Origin of the sequence: Sphingomonas sp. CFBP9019, from assembly GCF_034045155.1 — a bacterium.
Classification (GTDB): Bacteria; Pseudomonadota; Alphaproteobacteria; order Sphingomonadales; family Sphingomonadaceae; genus Sphingomonas; species Sphingomonas aerolata.
Genome location: NZ_JAXCWK010000005.1, coordinates 23,696 through 48,476 on the forward strand (window position 1 = coordinate 23,696; position 24,781 = coordinate 48,476).

A 24,781-nucleotide genomic window follows, 5' to 3' on the forward strand; every position below is an offset into this window, starting at 1 on the left:
GGCGCCTGCCTATGCCGACCGGGGCCCCGGGATGGCAACCGGTAAAGTCGCGGGCGACGCGTCTTCGCGCTCGCCCGGGGTCAGCGCGCGACCATCTCGCGGATCCGTTCGGCGAGCATGTCGAGCGCGAACGGCTTGGTGATCATCTCCATCCCCGCACCGAGAAATTCGCCGCGCACCGCCGCCTTTTCGGCATAGCCGGTGACGAACAGGATGCGCAGATCGGGGCGATGCCGCCGCGCGACCTCGGCCAACTGGCGCCCGTCCATCCCGGGCAGGCCGACATCGCTGACCAGCAGGTCGATCCGCCGCTCGCTCTCGAGGATCGGGATCGCCGCGTGCGCGTCGCCCGCCTCCATCACGCCGTAGCCGAGGCTGCCGAGGATATCGACGATCAGCATCCGCACCGCGACATCGTCCTCGACCACCAGCACGCATTCGCCGTCCGCGCGCGGCAGGTCGCGGTCCGCGGTCGGCACACTGACCGCGGCGGTGCCGTGGAAGCGCGGCAGGTACAGCTTGACCGTCGTGCCCTCGCCCTCCTCCGAATAGATCCGGACATGCCCGCCCGACTGGCGCGCAAAGCCATAGATCATCGACAGGCCGAGCCCGGTGCCCTGCCCGATCGGCTTGGTGGTGAAGAACGGGTCGAACGCCTTCTCGATCACCGCCTTCGACATGCCCGTGCCGGTGTCGCTGACGCCGATCGCGACATAGTCGCCGGGCGCCAGATCCCCGATCGCCTCGGTATAGTGCGCGTCGAGATGCGTGTTCTCGGTCTCGATCGTCAGCCGCCCGCCCTCGGGCATCGCGTCGCGCGCGTTGATCGCGAGGTTGAGCAGCGCGCTTTCGAGCTGGTTGGCATCCGTCGTCACCGGCCAGGTCGCGTCCTGCCGCCGGATCTCGAGCCGCGCATTCTCGCCGAGCGTCCGTGCGAGCAGATCCTCCATGTCGGCGATCAGCCGGTCGACATCGGTCGCCTTCACGTCGAGCGACTGGCGCCGCGAAAAGGCGAGCAGCCGCTGCGTCAGCCCGGCGGCACGTTGCGCGGAGACCGTCGCCGCCTCCAGATAGCGGTCGACCTTGTCCGGGCGCGGTTCGGGCACGTTGCGCCGGACCATGTCGAGCCCGCCCAGGATGCCGGTGAGCATGTTGTTGAAGTCGTGCGCGATGCCGCCGGTCAGCTGACCGACAGCCTCCATCTTCTGCGCCTGGCGCAGCGCATCCTCGGCGCGCGCCAGCTGCGCCTCGCGTTCCTTGTCCGCGGTGACGTCGCGCCCGACCGCGTTGATCAGCCCGTCGCCCGGCCGCGCCGCCCAGCTGATCCAGCGATAGCTGCCATCCTTGTGGGCATAGCGATTGTCGATCCGCGCGACCGCCTCGCCGCGGGCGATCCCCGCCGCGGCCAGGCCGGTATGCGCGACGTCGTCGGGGTGGAGCAGCGAGAAGAGCTGGCGTCCGACGATCTCGTCCATCGACCAGCCGAGCATGTCGGTCCAGGCGGGACTGGCGGCGACGATCGTGCCGTCGAACTCGGCGCGCAGCATGATGTCGGACGACAATTCCCACAACCGGTCGCGGTCCGCGGTCGACGCCTCGACGGCCTCGGCCAGTCCCTCGTTGATCGCGCGCAGCTGGCGCTCCGCCGCCTTGCGCGTCGACTGGTCGAGGATCGCGCCGATCATCCGCGTCGGCGCGCCGTCCTCGTCGCGGATGACGTAGCCGCGGTCGAGCACATCGGCATAGCGGCCGTCGGCGCAGGCGAACCGGTATTCGTCGGTCCAGTCGCTGTCCTGCCCGTAAATTACCGCATCGATGCTCGCATGGATCCGCGCGCGGTCCTCGGGATGGACCTGGTCCAGCCACCAGTCGCCGGTCGACTTCGCATCGGGCAGGACATGGCCATAGGCACGCGTCAGCGCCTCGTTCCACAGCACCGAATTGCTCCGCAGGTCCCAGTCCCAGATCGCGTCGTTGGTCGCGCGGCTGGCCAGCCGCAGCCGCTCGCTCGTCTCGCGCAGCGCCGCCTGTGCGCGGCGATCGTCGCTCATGTCGACGACCGTCCCGACCAGCCGGATCGGACTATCGCCATCGAAGAACGCGATGCCGTGCGCGACGATATGGCGCTCGACGCCGTCGCTCTGGCCGATCGTGCGATATTCCGAATCGAACATCCGCGTGCCCCGCGGATCGAGCGCGGCGGCGACTTGCGCATCGGCAGCTGCGCGGTCGTCGGGGTGGAGATTGGCGAGGAAGGCGGACTCGTACTCGACCGGCGCGCCCGCCGGGATCCCGAACAGCGCGCGGCACCGGTCGTCCCAGCGCAGCATGCCGTCCGCCGGCCGATAGTCGAACCGCCCCAGCCGCGCGACCCGCGTCGCGAGTTCGAGCTCCTCACGGCTTTCGGACAGCGCGACCTCGTTGCGGCGGCGCTCGCTGATGTCGTTGAACAGCACCGCGACATGATTCAGCTCGGGCGCATCGACGCGGTAGGCATAGACCTCGAACCAGCGATCCTGCAGCGCGGAGGCGGGATCCTCGAACCGCAGCGGCTCGCCGGTCGTCGCGACATGGCCGTACAGGTCGAACCAGCGCTGTTCCATGTCGGGCGCGACGTCGCGCATCGTCCGCCCGATCATGTCGTCGAGCCCGGTGTTGCGCGCAAACGCCCGGTTCACCTCGAGGAAGCGATAATCGTATGGCGCGCCGTCGGCGAACAGCACCTCGATCACGCAGAACCCCGCGTCGATCGATTCGAACAGCGAGCGATAGCGTGCCTCGCTCGCCTTCACCGCGATCTCACCGCGCACCCGGTCGACCGCGTCCGAGGTGCGCAGCGCGACGTCCTCGACCAGCGCGATATCCGCCCTGGTCCAGTCGCGCGGCGTGGCCTCGTGCAGGTACAGGACCGCCGCGAGCCGCCCGTCGCGGAACAGCGGCGCGGCGATCAGTGCGCCGACGCCGGCCTGCGCCCAGCACCGCGCGGTCGCCGGCTCACGCGCACGTGCGTCGGTCGCGCAATCGTCGACGATCACCGTGAGCCCGCGCCGCAGATCGGCGATCACGCCCGCGCCCAGCGCCGCGTCCCCGTCCCCGTCTCCGTCTCCGTCTGGCGTCGCGGCGAGGCCGGGCAGCGTCCCGTTCGACCAGTCGCCGACGCCCCGGGTCATCGCGCCGTCCGCCAACACCTCGTCATAGCCGCAGCGCGCGACGTCGAGATGCGAGCCCAGCGCCGCGGCGGCCGCCGCCATGATGTCGTCGGGCCGCGCCATCGTCCGGAACAGATCGACCAGCGCGAGTTGGAACGCCTGTCGCGCGAGCAGTTCATCACGATCGAGCAGAGGGGGACGCATAACCTATGTGTGCCCGGAGAGACCGGGGAAGTCGAGCCATGCGTGGCTCAACCGCGCTTCAGCCTCACCAGCGCAGCGTCGAGCGCGGACAGGAAGCGCGACCGGTCCGCCTTGGAGAACGGTGCGGGCCCACCGATCACGTCGCCGCCCGCGCGCAGATCGGCCATGATCGCGCGCGTGGCGATCGCACCGCCGATCGAGCTGGTGGTGAACGGCTTGCCGGTATTGGCAAGCACGGTCGCCCCCGCCTTCACGCAGCGATCGGCGAGCAGTATGTCGGCGGTGATCACCACCGCCTTCGCATCGGCCTGCTCGGCGATCCAGTCGTCGGCGGCGTCGAACCCGTCGCTGACGACGACGCGGTTGACCAGCGGGTGGACGGGCACGCGAAAATGGCTGTTCGCGACGATGGTGACGGGCACCTCGTGCCGCCACGCGACCTTGTAGATCTCGTCTTTGACGGGACACGCATCGGCGTCGACGAGGATGCGGAGGGCGTTTGGTGCGGTGGGTGCGGTCGTCATCGGCTATCTCCCGATTTCACCAACGTCGTCATCCTGACGAAAGTCAGGATCCAGGATCAAGCAGGACGGCGTCCGCGGCTCTGGATCCTGACTTTCGTCAGGATGACGGGGCTATGAGGCTCCCGGCATCGTCAGAATGACGGCGCGGGGGCCGGCCCGCGCCCTCACCCCGTTCGCCCTGAGCGAAGTCGAAGGGCATGCCCCAGGCCGGGGTACCTCGACGTCGCTCAGCACGAACGGAAGGCGGCAGGTTCAGCTACGCTCGCGATTGCCGCGATACGGCGCCTTGCGCGCCGGGGCCGGACCGCCACGCGGCGCCGCGCGGTGCAGCGTCGAGCGCGGGGCGCCCGCGTTGCTGCGGCCACCGCCGCCGGCATGGCGGGCGGTGCTCTCGGGCGCGCCCTGCATCGCCTCGATCGCGACGCCGCTCTCCTCTTCGCCCGCCTGCGCGGTACGCTGGATCGCTGCCGAGAAGCGCGACGCGACGGCGCGCGGGATCTCGAACGCGGTCTCGTTCGGGCCGATGCGGATCGCACCGATCTCGGACTTGGTGATGTGCCCGCGACGGCAGATCAGCGGCAGGATCCAGCGCGGATCGGCGTTCTGGCGACGACCGATGTCCATGCGGAACCAGACCGTGTCCTCGAAGCCCGCGCGCGGACCCTGCGAACGATCGTCGCTGACCGACTGTTTGCTCTGGTCGATCAGGTCCTCGGCCTGCGGCATCGTCGCGCGGTGCATGTGCACCAGCGCCGCGGCGATATCCTCAGGCGTCTTCTCGGCCATCAGGCGGGTCGCGAGCTCGCGATCCTCGTCCTCGACCTCGACCGGCTGCATCAGCATCGTGATCAGACGCTCATGGTCGTTCTTCCGGATGTCCTCGGCGGTCGGGGCGTTGACCCACTCCGCGTTGATCTTCGCACCTTTCAGCATCATGTCGACACGACGGCGACGCGGGAACGGCACGATCAGCACGGCGGTGCCCTTCTTGCCCGCACGACCGGTACGACCCGAGCGATGCTGGAGCGTCTCGGCATCGCGTGGCAGTTCGACGTGAACGACGAGGCTGAGCGTCGGCAGATCGATGCCGCGCGCGGCGACGTCGGTCGCGACGCAGACGCGCGCACGGCGATCGCGCAGGGCCTGGAGCGCGGCGTTACGCTCGTTCTGCGAATGCTCACCCGACAGCGCGACCGCGGCGAAACCGCGCTCGACCAGGCTCGCATGCAGATGGCGGACGTTATCGCGCGTCGCGCAGAACAGCATCGCCGTCTCCGCTTCGTGGAAGCGCAGCAGGTTGATCACCGCATGCTCGATCTCGGACGGCGAGACCGTGACGGCCTGGTACGAGATGTCGCCATGACCGCGATCCTCGCCGACGGTCGAGATCCGCACCGCGTCGCGCTGGTAGCGCTTGGCAAGCGCGACGATCGGCCGCGGCATCGTCGCCGAGAACAGCAGGGTACGGCGCTGCTCGGGCGACGCGTCGAGGATCTGCTCGAGATCCTCGCGGAAGCCCATGTCGAGCATCTCGTCGGCTTCGTCGAGCACCGCGACCTTCAGGGCCGACAGGTCGAGCGCGCCGCGCTCGAGATGGTCGCGCAGACGGCCAGGCGTGCCGACGACGATATGCGCGCCGTGCGCGAGGCTGCGACGCTCCTTCGAGGCATCCATCCCGCCGACGCAGGTCGAAATGCGCGCACCCGCCTTGGCATAGAGCCACATCAGCTCGCGGCTGACCTGCAGCGCGAGTTCGCGCGTCGGGGCGATGCAGAGCACAAGCGGCTTGTGCGGCGCTGGCAGGCGCTGGACGCCGTCCTCGCCTGCTTCACCGAGCAGTTCGCCGGCCATGGCGAGGCCGAACGCGACGGTCTTGCCCGAACCGGTCTGTGCGGACACGACGAGATCGCGACCGACCGCATTCTCCTCGATCACATGCGCCTGGACGGGGGTGAGCGCGGTATAGCCACGCGCGGCGAGCGCTTCGGAAAGAAGCGACGGAATATTTGAAAAAGGCATGTACGTCCTAATTGGTGGCCGGCTTGACGCTACGGCAAAGCACTGGCGTGGTGGTCCCTACAGGACTTGGCCCGCGGCCCACCCGCTCGCCCATGCCCATTGGAAGTTGTAGCCGCCGAGCCACCCTGTGACATCGACCGCTTCGCCGACCGCATACAGGTTTTTTACGCGTTTGGCTTCCATTGTTTGTGAAGAAAGCTCAGCAGTGCTGATTCCGCCCGCCGTCACCTCCGCCTTGGCATAGCCTTCGCTGCCATTTGGCGTGAATTGCCAATGGCTTAGCGCACGCTCGGCGTCCTGCAGCCGGCGATCGGTGAGCGTGGAAATCTCCCCCGTCATCCCCAGCCGCTCGCTCAGCGTCTCCGCGAGTCGGTCGGGCAGCGTCCCCCCGAGCAGTTTGCGCAGCGTCGTACGCGGCGTGGTGCGCTTCGCCGCGGGGAGCCAGCCGGAGTCCCGGTCGGGGACAAAATCGATGCCCACCGGCTGGCCATGCCGCCAATAGGACGAGGCCTGCAGGATCGCCGGGCCCGACAGCCCGCGATGCGTGAACAGCGCCGCCTCGCGAAACGCGGTCTTGCCGGCCGTCGCAACGACATCGGCGGCGACGCCCGACAATTCGCGAAACAGGATCTCGTCGCCGCCGAGCGTCAGCGGGACGAGCGCGGGCCGCGGCTCGACCACCTTCAACCCGAATTGCCGCGCCAGATCATAGGCAAAACCGGTCGCGCCCATCTTCGGGATCGACGGCCCACCGGTCGCGATCACCAGCGCGGGCGCGGTGACCGCGCGGCCGTCGATCGCGACGCGGTAGCCGCCGTCACCCTGCTCGACCGCAGTGACGCCGCGTCCCAGCGACAGGTCGACCCGCCCCTTGTCGCATTCATCGAGCAGCATCTCGACGATCTGTTTCGCCGAGCCATCGCAGAACAGCTGCCCCAGCGTCTTTTCGTGCCACGCGATCCCGTAGGACTCGACGAGGGCGAGGAAATCCTGCGCGGTGTAGCGACCGAGCGCGGACTTGGCGAAATGCGGATTGGCGGAGATATAGCGGTCGGCGGCGGTGTGCATGTTGGTGAAATTGCACCGCCCGCCGCCCGAGATCAGGATCTTCTTCCCCGCCTGCTCGGCATGGTCGACGAGTAGGACTCGCCGCCCGCGCTGCCCCGCGACCGCGGCGCACATGAGCCCGGCGGCGCCCGCCCCGAGGATGATCGCGTCATAGTCGGACAAGGTTCGCTCCGTGCGGCGCGGGGTGCCGGCCGCTGGTCAAAGGTGTTTCCCCGCGAAGGCGGGACCCGGACTGGGCTCCCGCCTTTGCGGGAGAACAAGGCCGGATGTAGCGCGTTCGGGATCGCCCATATAGGCGCCACCGGCTCCTAACGAAAGCACCACCCCGGCGAAGGCCGGGGCCCAGTTGGGGGACGGCAATGACGCACGTCGCGCGCCGTTACCCCCACCTCGCCAACTGGACCCCGGCCCCCGCCGGGGTAGTGAATTCTTCAATCGTCATCCTGACAAAAGTCAGGATCCAGAGCCACAAGCGGCGACGCCGGCGGCTCTGGATCCTGGATCACGTCCAGGATGACTAAAAAATCAGCGCAGCTTCGCGATATTCAGCGAATCTTCCTTCGCCCGCGTCTTCACCGATTCCTCGCTCCGCGTCAGCGCCTTGGCGATCGCCTTCAGCGCCATGCCCTTCTTGGCGAGCGTGTGCAGCTTCTGAATCTCGTCCTGGGTCCAGGGCTGGCGGTGCCGTTCGAATTTTGCCTCGGCCATTATGCGATCTCCACTATCTCGATCGCATCCGCCTTGCCGGCAAACGCGACCGTCTCGCCCACTGCGGCGCCCATCAGCGCGCGCGCGAGCGGGGCGGAGAAAGCGAGGCGATCCTCGCCCGGCTCGGCCTCGTCGCCGCCGACGATCGCGATCGTCCGTTCCGCGCCGTTCATCCGCACGCGCACCGACGATCCGATCCCGACCTCACCCTCTTCGGGCTCCGGCGCGAGCTCTGCCGTCGTCTGCCGTGTGTGCCAGTAGCGCAGGTCGCGCAGCAGAACCTTGCGTGCTTCCTCGTCGGTCTCGGCCGCCACCGCCGCCTCGATCGTCTCGACGCGCTCGCCGATCAGCGCAAGGCCGCGCGCCGTGACCAGATTGGGCCCCGGCGCGATCGGCTGTTCGAACTTCGGCTCAAGATGTTCCTCGTCGCTTTCACGGCGAAACGCGACGCTCATGCGCTTACTTCAGACATGCGACGATCCCGGCGATCGCCGCCAGCGTGCCATCGACATTCTTCACCTTCACGACGTCGAGCCCGAGCTGCTCGGCCGGATAGTCGTTGCCGCCCGGGAAGATCGCGTCGCCGATGAACATCATCTTGTCGAGCGCGATGCCGCTCGCCTCGTTGAGCTTCTTCAGGCCATACGCCTTGTCGACACCTTCGCGCGTGATGTCGATCGAGGTCGCGCCGCCCATGTTGATCGACAGACCCGGCAGACGCTGGCGCAGATCGGCCTGGATCACCTTGCGCTTGGCGAAATCGGGATCCCAGCTGTGTTTGGCGTCGATCGGTGCTTCCTGGCCGAGCGCGGAGAAGGTGATCTGGCTGCCGCGATCCTCGATCCGCTCGCCCCAGGTCTGCTCGGGGACGAACCCGGTCGCCTCGAGCGACTCATCGAACGCCTTCAGGATCTTCTGCTTCTCGTCGTCCTCGAACAGCTCGGCATAGACCGCACGCCAGGCGTCGTCGAACCGGTACAGCTTGGTGCCGGTCGTCGGCATCAGCCACAGCTTGGTGCGATCAGCGCGCTCGGGCAGGCGGCTCGCGACCTGCTTTTCGAACTGCGGCCAGTCGCCACCCGAGATCACCGCGACATGCGCGACGTCGAGCAGGTCGGCGAGCGCCTCGCCCATCGGCTCCTGCAAGGGCTGCTTGCTTTCGGCCAGCGTTCCGTCGAGGTCAAAGGCAACCAACTCTTTCATGCGGAAACTCCAGTCAGGATAAATGTATCGATCGCGTGCGCGACGCCATCGGCATCGTTCGCGGTGGTAATCTCGTGCGCGACGTCGCGGACGGACTGCGGCGCATTGCCCATCGCGATCGCCAGCCTGGCCCGCTTGAGCATCGCGATGTCGTTCGCCTGGTCGCCGATCGCCGCGGTCCGCGTCAGGCTGATGCCGAACGCGTCCGCGAGTTCCTCGATCCCGCTGCCCTTGTTGCCCGCCACGGGCGTGATGTCGAGATAATAGGTCTGGCTCTGGACGATCGTCGCCTGCGCGTCGAATTTCGCTGCGACCTTGGCGTGCAGGTCGCGCAGCAGGTCCTCGTCGTCGCTGACGAACGTCACCTTGTCCGCCTTGCCGAGCAGGTCGGTGAAGTCGGCGACGATCACCGGATCCTGCGCCGAGGCCTTGCGCTCGCTGTCGACATGCCCGCCCTGGTCGGTGCTGGCATACCAGACGTCGTCGGCGAAGATCCAGGTATCGACGGGGGCGTCACCGATGATCTCCATCGCGCCGCGCACGACGTCGATATCGACCATGTGATGCTCGATCACCGTACCGTCGCGCTTGAACACGATCCCGCCGTTGAACGCGCCCATCGGCTCGTCGATGCCGAGCAGGTCGGCGATCGGCATCATGCCTGACCGCGGCCGCGCGCTGATGATCGTGAAGCCCAGGCCCGCCGCCTTCAGCCGTTTGACCGCATCGACCGTCGCGGGTGCGACCTTCTTGTCCTTGTCGACGAGCGTGCCGTCGACGTCGGACACCAGGAGCTTGATGCTCACTGGGGCATCTCGACATGCCCGCCAAAGCCGAAGCGCATCGCCGACAACAGCTTGTCACCGAACGTATGGTCGACCCGGCTGCGATAGCGTGCGTAGAGCGCGGCGCTCAGCACGTTGGCGGGCACCTTCTCTTCCATCGCCGCGTCGATCGTCCACTGACCCTCGCCCGAATCCGCGACGCTGCCGCTGAACCCCTCGAGCGTGCCGTCCTTGGCCAGCGCGATCGCCGACAGGTCGAGCAGCCACGACGAGATCACGCTGCCGCGACGCCACACTTCGGCGACGTCGGTCAGGTTGATGTCGAAGCGCTGGTCCTCGGCGACATGCTCGCCCGACTTGCCCTTGAGGATGTCGAAGCCCTCGGCATAGGCCTGCATCAGGCCGTATTCGATACCGTTATGGACCATCTTGACGAAATGCCCGGCACCCGGAGGGCCGGCGTGGATATAGCCCTTTTCCGCACGCGGATCGGCCTGCCCCTCGATGCGGCCCGGCGTGCGGACGATCTCGCCCATGCCCGGTGCCAGCGTGTCGAAGATCGGATCGAGATAATCGACCGTCTCCGTCTCGCCGCCGATCATCATGCAATAGCCGCGCTCGAGGCCCCAGACGCCGCCCGACGTGCCGACGTCGACATAGCGGATGCCCTTTTCGGCGAGCTCCTTCGCGCGGCGGACGTCGTCCTTGTAGAAGCTGTTGCCGCCATCGATGATGATGTCGCCCTCGGCGGCCTTTTCGGCGATCGCCTGTACGGTCTGCTCGGTCGGCTCGCCCGCGGGCACCATCACCCACCAGATCGCCGGCGTGTCGAGCTTGCCGCGCATGTCGTCGAGCGAGTCCGCGCCGATCGCGCCATCCGCCGCCAGCTTCTTCACCGCCTCCGCATCGCGATCGAACGCGACGACCTCATGGCCGTTCTTCATCAACCGGCGCGCGATATTGCCGCCCATCCGGCCGAGGCCGATCAGTCCGATCTTCATAGGGAAATCCTTGTCTTCTCCCTCTCCCCAACGGGGAGAGGGAGCAGAAGGGTCAGGCCGTCGCGGGCTGCTTCTTCGCGATCGACCCGAGCAGGTCGTCGAACGCCTTCACGAACGAGGCGACGCCCTCTTCGACCAGCGTGCCGGTCACGCCGGTCAGGTCGAGGCCCAGCCGCTCGGCTTCCGCCAGCACATGCTTCGCGCCGTCGACATCCGCGGTGATCGTCTCCGCCGCAGTGCCATGGTCGCGAAACGCGTCCATCGTCTTTGGCGGCATCGTGTTGACCGTGTCAGGGCCGATCAGCGTGTCGATGTAGAGCGTGTCGGGATAGCTCGGATCCTTGACCCCGGTCGACGCCCACAATAGCCGCTGCGGCTGAGCGCCCTTGGCGGCGAGCGCCTGCCAGCGATCCGACTTCAGGAAGTCGAGATACCATTGATACGCCATCTTGGCGTTGGCGATCGCGACCTTGCCGCGCACCGCCTTCAGCGCATCCGCCTCGGCATCACCCTTTTCGAGCCGTGCATCGATCTGCTTGTCGATCATCGTATCGATCCGGCTGACGAAGAAGCTCGCAACGCTGGCGATCTTGTCGATCGGCTTGCCCTCGGCAACGCGCTTCTCGAGTCCTGCGGCATAAGCCTCGGCGACGCGGACATAGGCGTCGATCGAGAACAGCAGCGTGACGTTGACGTTGATCCCTTCCGAGATCGCAGTCGAGATTGCCGGGCCGCCCGCGAGCGTCCCCGGGATCTTGATCATCAAGTTCGGCCGGTTGACCGCCGCCCACAGCTTGCGCGCCTCGGCGATCGTCGCGTCGGTATCGTCCGAGATATAGGGCGACACTTCGAGGCTGACATAGCCGTCCTTCGCGTCGAGCCGGTCATACACGGGCTTCAGCGTCTCCGCCGCCGCCTTGATGTCCTGGATCGCGAGATGCTCGTAGCGGTCGATCGTCGCCGCGCCGGGATTCTCCTTGTCGAACTTCGCGAGCGTCGAGTCATAGGCGTCGCCATGCCCCATCGCCTTTTCGAAGATGGACGGGTTGGAGGTGACACCGGTCAGCCCGTCCTCATCGACCAGCTTCTGGAGACCGCCGGCCTCCAGGAACTTCCGATCGACGAAATCGAGCCACACCGCCTGGCCGAAGCCTTCGAGATCGTTGAGCGCACCCATCACTTGGTCTCCATAACCTGGCGGGCAACCTTGACGACATTGTCGACGGTGAACCCGAACTTGTCCTGCAGTTTGGCGAGCGGTGCCGAGGCACCGAAAGTCGACATCGTCACGGTCGCGCCGTCGAGCCCGACATAGCGATCCCAGCCGATCGACCCGGCCATCTCGATCGCGACGCGGGCGCGCACGCCCCGCGGCAACACGCTTTCCTTGTACGCGGCGTCCTGCAGCTCGTAGCGATACCAGCTCGGCATCGACACGACCCGGCTCTTCACGCCGTCCGCGACCAGCTTCTCATGCGCCTCGACCGCCAGCGACACTTCGCTGCCCGTCGCGATCAGGATCACGTCGGGCGTGCCGTCACAGTCCGCAAGGACGTAGCCGCCCTGCTCGACGCCATCCGCGCTCGCATATTTGGTCCGGTCGAGCGTCGGCAGCGCCTGACGCGACAGGATCAGCGCGGCGGGCGTGCTGGCGTCCTTCAGGACCGCCTTCCATGCCGCGACAACTTCGTTCGCGTCGCTCGGACGGATCGTGTCGAGCCCGGGGATCGCGCGCAGCGTGGCGAGATGCTCGATCGGCTGATGCGTCGGGCCGTCCTCGCCGACGCCGATCGAGTCGTGCGTGAACACCCAGACCGCGCCGACCTCCATGATCGCCGACAGCCGCACCGGTGCACGCATATAATCGACGAAGACGAGGAAGGTGGAGCCGTAGGAGCGCAGATGCGACAGCGCCATGCCGTTGACGATCGCGCCCATGCCATGTTCGCGAATGCCGAAATGGAAGTTGCGGCCGGCATAGTTGTTCGCCTCGAACGAGGGCTGGCCCTTGATGTCGGTCTTGGTCGACGGCGCGAGATCGGCCGAACCGCCGATCAGCCACGGCACCTTGGCGGCAATCGCGTTGAGCACCTTGCCACCCGAATCGCGGCTGGCAACACCCTTGGGATCGGCCTCGAACACCGGAATGTCCGCGTCCCAGCCCTCGGGCAGCTCGTCCTTGAGCAGCAGCTCGAGTTCGGCCGACAGCTCGGGATATGCGTCACGATACTTGTCGGTCAGCGCGACCCATTCGTCGCGCAGCTTCGCGCCACGCTCCGCGATCGCACCGTTGAAATGCTCGATCACGCCATCGGGTACGTAGAAGGACTTGTCCTCGGGCCAGCCATAGGCCTGCTTGGTGAGGCGGATATTCTCGTCGCCGAGCGGCTCACCATGCGCCTTCTCGCTGCCCGCCTTCGGGCTGCCATAGCCGATCACCGAATGCACGACGATGAAGGTCGGCTTGTCGGTCGTCGCCTTGAACGTCTCGATCGCACGGCTCAGCGCGGCGGTGTCGTTCGCGTCGTCGACATGGATGACGTTCCAGCCATAGGCGTCGAAGCGCAGGCCGACATCCTCGTCGAACGCGAGATCGGTCGCGCCCTCGATCGAGATGTGGTTGCTGTCGTAGATCCAGCACAGATTGCTGAGCTTCAGATGCCCGGCCATGCTCGCCGCCTCGGCCGAGACGCCCTCCATCATGTCGCCATCGCCACAGATGGTGTAGACGTCATGGTCGAACAGCGTGAAGCCGTCCTTGTTGTAGCGCGCCGCGAGCCAGCGCTCGGCGATCGCCATGCCGACCGAATTGCCGCAACCCTGGCCGAGCGGGCCGGTGGTGGTCTCGACGCCCGTGGTGTGGCGATATTCGGGGTGACCCGGGGTCTTGGACGAGAGCTGGCGGAACTGCCGGATGTCCTCGAGGCTGACCGCCTCCTTGCCGCTCTTCTCGCCGTCCGCGCTGATCTCTTCGATCTTGGCGAGGTGGATCAGCGCATAGAGCAGCATCGACGCATGGCCGACCGACAGCACGAACCGGTCGCGATTGGGCCAGTCGGCGTGCTTGGGGTCGTAACGCAGGAATTTCGACCAGAGCGTGTAGCCGACCGGCGCGAGCGCCATCGGCGTGCCGGGATGGCCCGAATTGGCCTTCTGCACCGCGTCCATCGACAGCGTGCGGATCGTATCGATCGTCAGACGCTCGGGCGAACCGTCCTCGTGCAGGTTCGGATCCGCCTTCATCGTGGGGGCGGTTGCGGTATCGGTCATGAAAGAAAGCCTCGCTCTAGACGGTGACCGAACGCCGCGCATCCGATCTGGTTGCCAACATAGGATGCCTTTAGGCGGATGCACCCGAGCGTTCCAGTCGCGTAACGACGCCTTTCGATGCAATATACGCGGCATCGACCTCGTCGAGGAACAATCCGTGGCCCAGCACGCCCGGAATCGCCGCCAGCACCGCAGCGAGCGCGTGCGGGTCCTCGAGTGCCGGAAATCGGCAATCCGCGACAAGATTGTCCTGATCCGTCCGATAGTTGGGCCGAATCACCGGCGCTCCGCCAAGGTCGGCCAGCACGCGCATCACATAGCCTCGCGCGAAGGGCAGCAGTTCGACCGGCAGCTTCGCCGCACCGATCCGTTCGACCCGCTTCGATCCGTCCGCAATCACGACCATCCGTGCCGAGCTTGCGGCGACGATCTTCTCGCGCAGCATCGCCCCGCCCGCGCCCTTGATCGCGAAACAGCACGCATCGATCTCGTCCGCGCCGTCGATCGTCAGGTCGACCTGCGCGATATCGGCAAAGTCGAGCACCGCGATACCCACCTGCCGCGCCAGCGCGCCGCTCGCCTCGGACGTGACGACCGCGCGGACGTCGAGCCCCGCCGCGACCCGCTCGCCGAGCGCGCGGATCGCGAACGCCGCGGTCGACCCGGTACCCAGCCCGACCAGCATCCCGTCCCGAACCTCCGCCACCGCCGCCACCGCCGCCGCCTGCTTGTCGTCATCGATCATCGTCACACGCCTTTCAAAGCAGCTGCGCCCGTTTCAAACCACTTGCCCCCGATCAAGTCCAACCGCGCCCTTCCCTCCCGTTCGCCCCTCCCGCTCGCCCGCCCCCCTCCTCCCGTTCGCCCTGAGCGAAGTCGAAGGGCATGCCCCAGGAGAAGGTGCTTCGACTTCGCTCAGCACGAACGGGGGGGGGACGACCGAATAAACGCAACGAACGGAGTAGGGGGTAACGGACGGATCAGGGAACAAACGGATCAGGAGAACGAACCGCCCCGGGGATCATCCTAACAGCCCCCCAAACCACCCGTCATCCTGACGAAAGTCAGGATCCAGAGCCACCAAAGATCCCCTCGCCGCTTGGATCCCGCCCTCCAGCACCACAACCGACCGCGATAAAACCCCGCCACGGAAACACCAGAAAACACCCCACCAACAAACCAGGTTACTCTTTCTTCCCTATTTTTCGCGTCCGCTTTTCAACTGACATACTTCTGGTACATCCGCATGGTTTAGCCGGCCCTCATCTGATCGCGGATACCCCACTTGATAGCCAAACGACTTACCCCTTGGCGCTACGCCGTGATGGCACCCGCGCTGATCGGCCTCGCGGCCTGTTCCGGTGGCGGCGGCGATGCCGCAAAAGGCAAGGGCAAGGGCGGTCAGCCGGGTCAGGGCACCCCCACCGTCGGCTATGTCGTCATCCAGCCGTCGAGCGTCGCGATGACCACCGAACTCAGCGGCCGCACCACCGCGTTCGAAAGCTCGGACGTCCGCCCCCAGGTCACCGGGATCATCCGCCGCCGCTTCTTCACCGAGGGCACGCTCGTCAAGAAGGGCCAGCCGCTCTACGAGATCGACCCGCGCCTCTACCGCGCCGCCGCCAACGAGGCGCAGGCCAATCTGCAGAGCGCGCGCGCCAATGCCGAGGCGCAGGGCATCCTTGCGCAGCGGTACAAGCCGCTCGCCGAGATGGAAGCGATCAGCAAGCAGGATTACACCAACGCGATCGCGACCTCGCGCCAGGCGACCGCGTCGGTCGCGCAGACCCGCGCCGCGCTCGAGACCGCGCAGATCAACCTGAAGTTCACGACCGTCCCCGCGCCGATCACCGGGAAGATCGGCCGCTCGCTGTTCACCGTCGGCGCGCTCGTCTCCGCGACGCAGACCGATCCGCTGTCGCAGATCCAGCGGCTCGACCCGATCTTCGTCGACATCCAGCAGGCCTCGGGCGACCTGCTCGCGCTGCGCCGCTCGCTCGGCCAGAACGGCATCGTCCCGACCCGCGCCGAGGTGCGCCTCAAGCTCGAGGACGGCAGCGATTACGGCGCGACCGGCTCGGTCGAATTCGCCGAGGCGCTGGTCAACACCGAGACCGGCACCGTGACGCTGCGCGCACGCTTCCCCAACCCGCAAGGGCTGTTGCTGCCGGGCATGTTCGTCCAGGCGAAGTTCGCGCAGGCGATCAACCAGCGCGCCTTCCTCGTGCCGCAAGCGGGCGTCGCGCGCGACGCGAAGGGCAATGCGACCGTCTATGTCGTCAGTGCCGACAACAAGGCGGTGCAGAAGACGATCAAGGCCGACCGGACGCAGGGCCCCTATTGGGTCGTCACCAGCGGGCTCAACCCCGGCGACCGGATCATCACGCAGGGGCTGTCGAAGATCGCCCCCAATCAGAGCGTGAAGCCGGTCCCCGAAAACACCGCGCAAAAGATCGAAGCGCCCAAGGGCGACTCCTCGGGTGGCGATAAGGCCAGCCAGAAAAAGGCCGGCTAGACCCTTATGTTATCCCGTGTCTTCATCGATCGCCCGATCTTCGCCTGGGTGCTCGCGATCATCGTGATGCTCGGCGGCATCGGCGCGATCATGAGCCTGCCGATCGCGCAATATCCCGACGTCGCGCCGCCGCAGGTGACGATCCGCGCGACCTTCCCGGGCGCCAACGCGCAGACGATCCAGAACAGCGTGACGCAGGTCGTCGAACAGTCGCTGACCGGCATCGACGGGCTGATCTATTTCAGCTCGTCCTCGTCGTCGCGCGGCTCGGTGACGGTCACGGTCACGTTCGAAAAGGGCACCGATCCCGACATCGCGCAGGTCCAGGTCCAGAACCAGGTCCAGCAGACACTGTCGCGCCTCCCCACCCAGGTGCAGCAGCAGGGCCTCGTCGTCCGCAAGTCGAACCCGGACAACCTGCTGATCGTCGGCGTCTATGACGAGACCGACAAGCTGACCAACCAGGACGTCTCGGACTATCTCGTCTCGAACCTCCAGGATCCGCTCGGCCGTATTCCCGGCATCGGCGACAGCAACGTGTTCGGCGCGCAGTACGCGATGCGGATCTGGCTCGACCCGAACAAGCTGGCGAGCTTCCAGCTGATTCCGAGCGACGTAACGACCGCGATCCAGGCGCAGAATACCGAGGTCGCGGCCGGCGAGCTCGGCGGCCAGCCCCAGCCCGACACGCAGATGCTGAACGCGACCGTCACCGCGCAGTCGCGTCTCCAGACGCCCGAGCAGTTCGCCAACATCATCCTGAAGACGACCAATACCAGCGCGACGGTCAAGCTGCGCGACGTCGCGCGGATCGAGCTGGGCGCCGAAAACTACAACGCGCGCAGCCGCGTCAACGCGCATCCGGGCGCGGGCATCGCGGTGCTGCTGGCCCCCGGCGCCGACGCGCTCAAGACCGCCGAGCTGGTCAAGGCCTATGTCGAGAAGTCGGCCAAGAGCTTCCCGCCCGGCCTCAAATTCGCTTACGCCAACGACACGACCAACTTCATCAAGCTGTCGATCGAAGAAGTCATCAAGACGCTGATCGAGGCGGTCATCCTCGTCGTCATCGTCATGTTCGTCTTCCTGCAGAGCTGGCGCGCGACGCTGATCCCGACGATCGCGGTGCCGGTCGTGCTGCTCGGCACGTTCGGCGTCTTCTATCTCGCGGGCTTCTCGATCAACACGCTGACGCTGTTCGGGCTCGTGCTCGCGATCGGCCTGCTCGTCGACGACGCGATCGTCGTCGTCGAGAATGTCGAGCGGCTGATGGAGGAAAATCCCGACATGTCGCCGCGCGAGGCGACGATCGAGTCAATGAACGAGATCACCGTCGCGCTGGTCGCGATCGCGCTCGTCCTGTCGGCGGTGTTCCTGCCGATGGCGTTCTTCGGGGGGTCGACCGGCGTGATCTACCGCCAGTTCTCGCTGACGATGGTGTCGGCGATGGTCCTGTCGGTGCTCGTCGCGCTGATCCTGTCGCCCGCGCTGACCGCGACTTTGCTCAAGCAGAAGAAGAAGGATGCCGACGGCAATCCCGAACAGAGCTGGGGCGAGCGCAAATTTCCGAAGGTCGCGCATTTCTTCACGCGCGCGGGCGACAAGTTCAACGACACGTTCGAAAAGGGTACCAGGAAATACGTCGGCGCCGTCCAGTCGGTGGTCAATCGCAAATGGCTGTTCCTGCTGATCTATGCCGCAGTCGTCGCGCTGCTCGCGGTGATGTTCCTCCGCCTGCCCACGGGCTTCCTGCCGACCGAGGACCAGGGCACCGGCATCGTCCAGTTCCAGCTGCCCGCAGGCGCGACGCAAGGGCGCACCTTCGCGCTGCAGAAGCAGATCGAGAAATATTACTTCACCAACGAGAAGGCCAATGTGAGCACGATGTTCACCGTCAGCGGCGGCGGTGGCGGTGGTGCGAGCGGGCAGAATACCGGCCAGGGCTTCGTCTCGTTCGCGCCGTGGGAAAATCGCGAGGGCAAGGAGAATACAGCCGAGGCGATCACCGGGCGCGCGGCCCAGGCGTTCGCAGGTTTCCGCGATGCGCAGGTCTATTCGCTTGTCCCGCCGGCGATCCGCGGTCTCGGCTCGTCGAACGGCTTCACGATGCAGCTGCAGAACAGCGGCAGCCTGAGCCAGACCGAGTTCAACGCCGCACGCGACAAGCTGCTCGCGCTCGCCCGCGCCGATTCCTCGCTGACCGCGATCCGCCTGACAGAATTGCCCGACGTCGCGACGCTGCGTGTCGATGCCGACCAGCAGAAGCTCTCGACGCTCGGGCTGACCCAGGCGAACGTGAACTCGACGCTGTCGACCGCCTGGGGCGGCCAGTATGTCAACGACTTCATCGACCGCGGCCGCGTCAAGCGCGTCTATGTCCAGGGCGACGCGCAGTTCCGCGCGGCACCCTCGGACCTGAGCCAGTGGTTCGTCCGCGGATCGAACGGCCAGATGGCGCCCTTCTCCTCGTTCGCGCGGACCAGCTGGTCGCAGGCACCGACGACGCTGTCGCGGTTCAACGGCATCTCGTCCTACGAGATCCAGGGGTCGGGCGCGGCGGGCGTCAGCTCGGGCGACGCGATGACCCGGATCGCCGAGCTCGCCGGGAAGATCCCCGGCACCTCGGTCGCGTGGTCGGGGCTCTCCTACCAGGAACGCCTGTCCTCGGGTCAGGCGCCGATCCTCTACGGGCTGTCGCTGCTCGTCGTCTTCCTGTGCCTCGCCGCGCTCTATGAAAGCTGGTCGATCCCGATCGCGGTGCTGCTCGTCATCCCCCTGGGCCTCGTCGGCGCGATCCTCGCGGTGACGCTGCGCGGGCTCATCAACGACGTGTATCTCCAGATCGGGCTGCTGACGACGATGGGGCTCGCGGCGAAGAACGCGATCCTGATGATCGAGTTCGCCGAACAGGAAGAGCGCAAGGGCAAGCGCGTCATCGAGGCCGCACTGTCCGCCGCCAAGATCCGTCTTCGTCCGATCCTGATGACGTCGTTCGCGTTCATCCTCGGCGTGCTGCCGCTCGCGCTGTCGACCGGCGCGGGTGCGAACAGCCGTATCGCGATCGGCACCGCGGTGGTCGGCGGGATGCTGACCGCGACCCTGCTCGCGATCTTCTACATCCCGCTGTTCTTCGTGCTCGTCCGCCGCGGCGCGCGCGACGGCATCGCCAAGCTGCGTGGTCGACCGACCGGCTTCCACGGCGGCGAGGATGACCATGACGGTCGCGATTCCGAAAAGCTCGGTCCTCCCGAACAACCAGGCCCCCACCGGCCGGAGCCCGCATGATGCGTTCGCCACTCCTGATCCTCGCCGCGTCGACCGCGCTCGCGGGCTGCTCGCTTGCCCCCAAATATGTCCGGCCCGAGCTGCCGACGCCGGTGTCCTGGCCGGTCGGCGACGCCTATCTGCGGCAGTCCGAGGCGGCGCTGCCGGCCTTCACCTACCGCGACGTGTTCCGCGACCCGCGGCTCCAGCAGATCATCGTCCAGGCGCTCGCGAACAACCGCGACCTGCGCGTCGCCGCGGCGAACATCGCCGCGACCCGCGCGCAATATCGCATCCAGCGCGCCGACCTGCTCCCCCAGATCGATGCGAGCGGCCGCTACAGCTATTCGGGCGGCGGCAATGGCGCGCGCAGCACCGCGACCAGCAACACGGGCACAGGCACGGGCACCGGCGGCACAGGAACCGGGACAGGAACCGGCACGGGCGGGACCGGCACGGGGACCGGCGGCACCGGCACGGGCGGGACCGTCGTCAGCTCGTCCAGCTCGAACAGCGCCTTCTCGGTCGACCTCGGCACCACCGCGTTCGAGCTCGACCTGTTCGGCCGCATCCGCTCGCTCACCGGTGCCGCGCTCAACCGTTATTTCGAGACCGAGGCCGCGGCGCGCGCGACCCGGCTGACGCTGGTCGGCGACATCGCCGACGCGTGGCTGACCTATGCCTCGGACCAGAGCCTGCTCCGAATCGCGCAGGACACCGTCGCCAGCTCGCAGCGCAGCGTCACGCTCACTCAGGCGCGGCTCCGCGGCGGCGTCGCGCCGCGCACCGACTTGCGTCAGGCCCAGCAGATCCTGTTCACCGCGCAATCCGACCTCGCGACTCAGAAGACCGCGCTCGCCCAGGATATCAACGCGCTGCAACTGCTCGTCGGTGCGCCGGTCGACGCCGCGCTCCTCCCCGCCTCGATCGAGCAGGCGCTGCCGACCGTCGCCACCCTGCCCGCCGGCCTCGACAGCGGCATCCTGCTCCGCCGCCCCGACGTCGTTCAGGCGGAATATGAGTTGCGTGCGACCAATGCCGAGATCGGCGCCGCGCGTGCCGAGCTGTTCCCGCGCGTGTCGCTCACCGGCCTGCTCGGCTTTGCCAGCAGCGCGCTGACCTCGCTGTTTTCGGGCGGCGCGTTCAACTATTCGGTCGCGCCCTCGATCAGCTACCCGATCTTCCGCGCCGGCGCGGGCGTCGCCAATGTCGAATATACCAAGGCGCAGCGCGACGCCGCGCTCGCGACCTACGAAAAATCGATCCAGACCGCGTTCCAGGAAACCGCCGACGCGCTCGCGCGCCAGGGCACGATCGCCGATCAGCTCGCCGCCAACGTCAATTTCGCCGCGGCGGCGCAGGACACCTATCGCCTGTCCGACGCGCGCTATCGCGGCGGGATCGACACCTTCCTCAGCTCGCTGGACGCGCAGCGCTCGCTCTACACCGCGCAGCGCAACCTCGTCGCGACGCAGTTGGTCGGCGCGAGCAACCGCGTCACGCTCTACCGCGTGCTCGGCGGCGACTCGACGCTCGAGGCGACCGCCAACGGACCGCGCCCGGTCACCGCCACCGGCACCCCGCGCACGGAATAGGCCGGTCGCGCCGGGCCGATCCTGTCGGCCCGGCGCGGGTCGATGATCAGCCGCCCTTCATCGGCGTGACCGCGTCGCGCCCGAACCGCATGATCAGCTCGCCGATCTCGCGCGCCTGGCTCATGCTCCGCTCGCTCTGTGTCCGCAGATAGTCGCTCTGGATCTTCATCACGTCGGTCAGGTCCTTGGCGGACGCCGCCTCGCGCATCGCCGCGAACGCCTCGCGCGTGTTCTGTTCGGCCTGGTCGATCATCTTCGCGCCGATCGTAGATCCGTTCTCGGCCATCTTGCGTCCCGATTCCTTCAGCGCCTCGCCGGCGCGCTTGGCGGGCTCACCGAAATGATCCGAAAACGCGGCCTGCGCGCTCTGCGCATCCGCCTGCATCCGGTCGGTCGCGGTCTTCGCGGCGTCGGCGGCCTGATCGGTCGCGGCCTTTGCCCGACCAGCACCCTTGTTGATTGCGGCTTTGACATCGTCTGACATGATCACGGTCCTCTCCATTCCGGCGTGCTTGCTGCATCGACCTTCGACGGAGCCGGAGCATAACCGGTTGTGGCCCGGTCGCAATGTCGGTCGCAATGTTAGTCGCGCACGCGAAACCGCGTCTCAATCAAAACCCGCCCTTCCCCCGCCCGCCCCCCCTTGCTAAGGCCCCGGCAGTAACCGCATTCAGGTCGGTCCCCTACGCGCCCCCGCGGTCCCATAGGCCGCTTTCCCCTCGGCGCCCGGCGGCCCGACGCCCACGGGAAGGACCCCTATGACTGCCATCGGCCAGGACACCCTCAAGACCCGCACGAGCCTTTCGACCGGCGGCAAGTCGTACGACTATTACAGCCTCGCCAAGGCCTCCGAACAGCTCGGCGACATCAGCCGCCTGCCCTTCTCGATGAAGGTGCTGCTCGAGAACCTGCTGCGCTTCGAGGACGGCGTCACCGTCACGCGCGACGACATCCAGGCGATCGTCGACTGGCAGAAGGAGCGTCGCAGCGACCGCGAGATCCAGTATCGCCCGGCGCGCGTGTTGATGCAGGATTTCACCGGCGTGCCCTGCGTCGTCGATCTCGCCGCGATGCGCGATGCGATGACCAAGCTCGGCGGCAACCCCGAGAAGATCAACCCGCAGGTCCCCGTCCACCTCGTCATCGATCACTCGGTGATGGTCGACGAGTTCGGTACGCCCAAGGCGTTCGAGGACAACGTCGACCTCGAATATGAGCGCAACATCGAGCGCTACGAGTTCCTCAAGTGGGGCAGCAAGGCGCTCGACAATTTCCAGGTCGTCCCCCCCGGCACCGGCATCTGCCATCAGGTGAACCTCGAATATATCGGCCAGGCCGTCTGGTCGTCGGCCTCGTCGGGCGACCACGGCGACGGCACGATGATCGCCTATCCGGACACGCTGGTCGGCACCGACAGCCACACGACGATGATCAACGGTCTCGGCGTGCTCGGCTGGGGCGTCGGCGGGATCGAGGCCGAGGCCGCGATGCTCGGCCAGCCCGTGTCGATGCTGATCCCCGAAGTCGTCGGCTTCAAGCTGACGGGCGCACTGAACGAGGGCATCACCGCCACCGATCTCGTGCTCACCGTCACGCAGATGCTGCGCGCCAAGGGCGTGGTCGGCCGCTTCGTCGAGTTCTTCGGCCCAGGCCTGTCGTCGATGACGCTCGCCGATCGCGCGACGATCGCCAACATGGCGCCGGAATATGGCGCGACCTGCGGCTTCTTCCCGATCGACGACAAGACGCTCGATTACATGCGCCTCACGGCACGTTCCGATGAGAATGTCGAGCTGGTCGAGGCGTACGCCAAGGCCAACGGCTTCTGGCGCGACGAGAATGCCGAGGACCCCGTCTTCACCGACACGCTCGAGCTCGACATGGGGTCGGTCGTCGCATCGCTCGCCGGCCCGAAGCGCCCGCAGGACCGCGTCAGCCTCAACAAGGTCGACGAGGTGTTCAACAGCGACCTCCACAAGCTGTACCACAAGGAGCAGCCCGAGCGCGTCGCGGTCGAGGGGCGTGAGCACGACATCGGCGACGGCGACGTCGTGATCGCCGCGATCACCAGCTGCACCAACACGTCGAACCCGTCGGTGCTCGTCGCCGCCGGTCTCGTCGCGCGCAAGGCGAACGCTCTGGGCCTCAAGTCGAAGCCCTGGGTGAAGACCTCGCTGGCCCCTGGTTCGCAGGTCGTCACCGACTATCTCGACAAGGCCGGCCTCACCGCCGACCTCAACGCACTCGGCTTCAACCTCGTCGGCTATGGTTGCACGACCTGCATCGGCAATTCGGGCCCGCTGGCGCCGGCGATTTCGTCGGCGATCAACGAGAACGACCTCGTCGCGGCGTCGGTCCTCTCGGGCAACCGCAACTTTGAGGGCCGCGTCTCGCCCGACGTCCGCGCCAACTTCCTGGCCAGCCCGCCGCTCGTCGTCGCCTATGCGATCAAGGGCACCGTCACGACCGACATGATCGAGACGCCGCTGGGTCAGGGCACCGACGGCCAGGACGTGTATCTGCGCGACATCTGGCCGACCAACGAGGAAGTCCGCAGCACGATGGACGCCAACATCGACGCGTCGATGTTCGGCGCGCGCTACGGCGACGTCTATGCGGGCGATTCGAAGTGGCGCGAGATCGACGTCACGGGTTCGGACACCTACGCCTGGCGCGCAGGGTCGACCTATGTCGCCAACCCGCCCTATTTCGAGGGCCTCAGCATGACGCCGTCGCCGGTGCAGGACATCATCGACGCCAAGCCGCTCGCGATCCTCGGCGATTCGATCACCACCGATCACATCTCGCCCGCAGGCTCGATCAAGGCGGACAGCCCGGCCGGCCGCTTCCTCCAGGAGCATCAGGTCAGCAAGGCCGACTTCAACAGCTATGGCGCACGCCGCGGCAACCATGACGTGATGATGCGCGGCACCTTCGCCAACATCCGCATCAAGAACGAGATGGTCCCCGGCGTCGAAGGCGGCATGTCCAAATATGACGGCGAGGTCATGGCGATCTACGACGCCGCGATGCGCTTCAAGCAGGACGGCACGCCGCTCGTGATCGTCGCGGGCAAGGAATATGGCACCGGTTCGTCGCGCGACTGGGCGGCCAAGGGCACCAACCTGCTCGGCGTCCGCGCGGTCATCACCGAGAGCTTCGAGCGTATCCACCGCTCGAACCTGGTCGGCATGGGCGTGCTGCCGCTGCAGTTCGCCGAAGGCACCGATCGCAAGACGCTCGGCCTCGACGGCTCGGAAACGTTCACCATCCTCGACGTGGCAAGCATCCGCCCGCGTCAGGACGTGAGCGTCAAGATGACCCGCGCCGACGGCACCAGCGAGACGTTCCAGACCAAGTGCCGGATCGATACCGTCAACGAGCTGGAATACTTCCTCAACGGCGGCATCCTGCACTACGTCCTGCGCAAGCTGGCCGCCTGATCCGGCGACGTCGTCCCGGCGCAATCCGGGACGACG

General features: G+C 67.0%; 17 protein-coding genes. 4 read left to right on the forward strand and 13 right to left on the reverse strand.

Annotated elements, in window-relative coordinates; translation table 11 throughout:
- Window positions 1-80 precede the first annotated feature (80 nt).
- The 12 genes from SOM18_RS15230 to rpiA form a co-directional block, all read right to left on the reverse strand.
- Window positions 81-3,353 carry a PAS domain-containing protein gene (locus tag SOM18_RS15230; RefSeq protein ID WP_320481932.1) on the reverse strand — a complete coding sequence of 1,091 codons (3,273 nt, stop codon included), beginning with the start codon at window positions 3,351-3,353 and terminating at the stop codon, window positions 81-83.
- 47 nt (window positions 3,354-3,400) lie between these two features.
- Window positions 3,401-3,877, reverse strand: coding sequence for a YaiI/YqxD family protein (locus SOM18_RS15235; RefSeq protein ID WP_031440833.1), 477 nt, complete (start codon window positions 3,875-3,877; stop codon window positions 3,401-3,403).
- Between the two features lie 252 nt (window positions 3,878-4,129).
- Window positions 4,130-5,896, reverse strand: coding sequence for a DEAD/DEAH box helicase (locus SOM18_RS15240; RefSeq protein ID WP_056409192.1), 1,767 nt, complete (start codon window positions 5,894-5,896; stop codon window positions 4,130-4,132).
- A 57-nt stretch (window positions 5,897-5,953) separates the two neighbouring features.
- Entirely contained in the window at window positions 5,954-7,126 is a 1,173-nt protein-coding gene (locus tag SOM18_RS15245) for an NAD(P)/FAD-dependent oxidoreductase (protein ID WP_031441772.1), read from the reverse strand.
- Window positions 7,127-7,489: 363 nt separating this feature from the next.
- A complete protein-coding gene (locus tag SOM18_RS15250; RefSeq protein ID WP_031396458.1) occupies window positions 7,490-7,672 on the reverse strand; it encodes a hypothetical protein in 183 nt (60 codons plus the stop codon).
- Window positions 7,672-8,127, reverse strand: a complete 456-nt coding sequence (locus SOM18_RS15255; RefSeq protein ID WP_031441771.1) for a GreA/GreB family elongation factor — start codon at window positions 8,125-8,127, stop codon at window positions 7,672-7,674. Before SOM18_RS15255 ends, SOM18_RS15250 begins: the two co-directional genes overlap by 1 nt.
- Window positions 8,128-8,131: 4 nt before the next feature.
- Window positions 8,132-8,875, reverse strand: coding sequence for an HAD-IIB family hydrolase (locus SOM18_RS15260; protein WP_031441770.1), 744 nt, complete (start codon window positions 8,873-8,875; stop codon window positions 8,132-8,134).
- Window positions 8,872-9,681, reverse strand: a complete 810-nt coding sequence (locus SOM18_RS15265) for a Cof-type HAD-IIB family hydrolase (protein ID WP_320481933.1) — start codon at window positions 9,679-9,681, stop codon at window positions 8,872-8,874. The genes SOM18_RS15260 and SOM18_RS15265 overlap by 4 nt, the downstream gene beginning before the upstream one ends.
- The gene (gnd, locus tag SOM18_RS15270; RefSeq protein WP_037528983.1) at window positions 9,678-10,661 is read right to left on the reverse strand and encodes a phosphogluconate dehydrogenase (NAD(+)-dependent, decarboxylating); all 984 of its coding nucleotides are present in this window, start codon (window positions 10,659-10,661) and stop codon (window positions 9,678-9,680) included. The genes SOM18_RS15265 and gnd overlap by 4 nt, the downstream gene beginning before the upstream one ends.
- A gap of 52 nt (window positions 10,662-10,713) precedes the next feature.
- Entirely contained in the window at window positions 10,714-11,838 is a 1,125-nt protein-coding gene (gene tal / locus SOM18_RS15275; protein WP_031441768.1) for a transaldolase, read from the reverse strand.
- The gene (tkt, locus tag SOM18_RS15280) at window positions 11,838-13,931 is read right to left on the reverse strand and encodes a transketolase (protein ID WP_031441767.1); all 2,094 of its coding nucleotides are present in this window, start codon (window positions 13,929-13,931) and stop codon (window positions 11,838-11,840) included. Before tkt ends, tal begins: the two co-directional genes overlap by 1 nt.
- Before the next feature lie 70 nt (window positions 13,932-14,001).
- Window positions 14,002-14,676 carry a ribose-5-phosphate isomerase RpiA gene (gene rpiA / locus SOM18_RS15285; protein WP_031441766.1) on the reverse strand — a complete coding sequence of 225 codons (675 nt, stop codon included), beginning with the start codon at window positions 14,674-14,676 and terminating at the stop codon, window positions 14,002-14,004.
- 579 nt (window positions 14,677-15,255) lie between these two features.
- On the opposite strand from rpiA, the gene SOM18_RS15290 reads away from it, so the two are divergent.
- Genes SOM18_RS15290 through SOM18_RS15300 form a run of 3 tightly spaced genes read left to right on the forward strand, consistent with a single transcriptional unit; the run spans window position 15,256 to window position 21,302 of the window.
- The gene (locus SOM18_RS15290; RefSeq protein ID WP_031441765.1) at window positions 15,256-16,446 is read left to right on the forward strand and encodes an efflux RND transporter periplasmic adaptor subunit; all 1,191 of its coding nucleotides are present in this window, start codon (window positions 15,256-15,258) and stop codon (window positions 16,444-16,446) included.
- Between the two features lie 6 nt (window positions 16,447-16,452).
- Window positions 16,453-19,728 carry a multidrug efflux RND transporter permease subunit gene (locus SOM18_RS15295; RefSeq protein ID WP_042467751.1) on the forward strand — a complete coding sequence of 1,092 codons (3,276 nt, stop codon included), beginning with the start codon at window positions 16,453-16,455 and terminating at the stop codon, window positions 19,726-19,728.
- On the forward strand, window positions 19,728-21,302 hold the full coding sequence (locus SOM18_RS15300) for an efflux transporter outer membrane subunit (RefSeq protein WP_414712130.1): 1,575 nt from the start codon (window positions 19,728-19,730) through the stop codon (window positions 21,300-21,302). The genes SOM18_RS15295 and SOM18_RS15300 overlap by 1 nt, the downstream gene beginning before the upstream one ends.
- Before the next feature lie 46 nt (window positions 21,303-21,348).
- Here the strand turns inward: SOM18_RS15300 and SOM18_RS15305 are convergent, their stop codons facing one another.
- Window positions 21,349-21,786, reverse strand: coding sequence for a phasin family protein (locus SOM18_RS15305; RefSeq protein WP_031441762.1), 438 nt, complete (start codon window positions 21,784-21,786; stop codon window positions 21,349-21,351).
- 274 nt (window positions 21,787-22,060) lie between these two features.
- On the opposite strand from SOM18_RS15305, the gene acnA reads away from it, so the two are divergent.
- On the forward strand, window positions 22,061-24,745 hold the full coding sequence (acnA, locus tag SOM18_RS15310; RefSeq protein WP_031396444.1) for an aconitate hydratase AcnA: 2,685 nt from the start codon (window positions 22,061-22,063) through the stop codon (window positions 24,743-24,745).
- Window positions 24,746-24,781 lie beyond the last annotated feature (36 nt).

Coding starts and splice junctions, on each gene's coding strand:
- SOM18_RS15230 (WP_320481932.1), bottom strand. CDS start 3,353: ATGCGTCCCCCTCTGCTCGATCGTGATGAACTGCTCGCGCGACAGGCG.
- SOM18_RS15235 (WP_031440833.1), bottom strand. CDS start 3,877: ATGACGACCGCACCCACCGCACCAAACGCCCTCCGCATCCTCGTCGAC.
- SOM18_RS15240 (WP_056409192.1), bottom strand. CDS start 5,896: ATGCCTTTTTCAAATATTCCGTCGCTTCTTTCCGAAGCGCTCGCCGCG.
- SOM18_RS15250 (WP_031396458.1), bottom strand. CDS start 7,672: ATGGCCGAGGCAAAATTCGAACGGCACCGCCAGCCCTGGACCCAGGAC.
- SOM18_RS15255 (WP_031441771.1), bottom strand. CDS start 8,127: ATGAGCGTCGCGTTTCGCCGTGAAAGCGACGAGGAACATCTTGAGCCG.
- SOM18_RS15260 (WP_031441770.1), bottom strand. CDS start 8,875: ATGAAAGAGTTGGTTGCCTTTGACCTCGACGGAACGCTGGCCGAAAGC.
- gnd (WP_037528983.1), bottom strand. CDS start 10,661: ATGAAGATCGGACTGATCGGCCTCGGCCGGATGGGCGGCAATATCGCG.
- tal (WP_031441768.1), bottom strand. CDS start 11,838: ATGGGTGCGCTCAACGATCTCGAAGGCTTCGGCCAGGCGGTGTGGCTC.
- tkt (WP_031441767.1), bottom strand. CDS start 13,931: ATGACCGATACCGCAACCGCCCCCACGATGAAGGCGGATCCGAACCTG.
- rpiA (WP_031441766.1), bottom strand. CDS start 14,676: ATGATCGATGACGACAAGCAGGCGGCGGCGGTGGCGGCGGTGGCGGAG.
- SOM18_RS15290 (WP_031441765.1), top strand. CDS start 15,256: ATGGCACCCGCGCTGATCGGCCTCGCGGCCTGTTCCGGTGGCGGCGGC.
- SOM18_RS15295 (WP_042467751.1), top strand. CDS start 16,453: ATGTTATCCCGTGTCTTCATCGATCGCCCGATCTTCGCCTGGGTGCTC.
- SOM18_RS15300 (WP_414712130.1), top strand. CDS start 19,728: ATGCGTTCGCCACTCCTGATCCTCGCCGCGTCGACCGCGCTCGCGGGC.
- SOM18_RS15305 (WP_031441762.1), bottom strand. CDS start 21,786: ATGTCAGACGATGTCAAAGCCGCAATCAACAAGGGTGCTGGTCGGGCA.
- acnA (WP_031396444.1), top strand. CDS start 22,061: ATGACTGCCATCGGCCAGGACACCCTCAAGACCCGCACGAGCCTTTCG.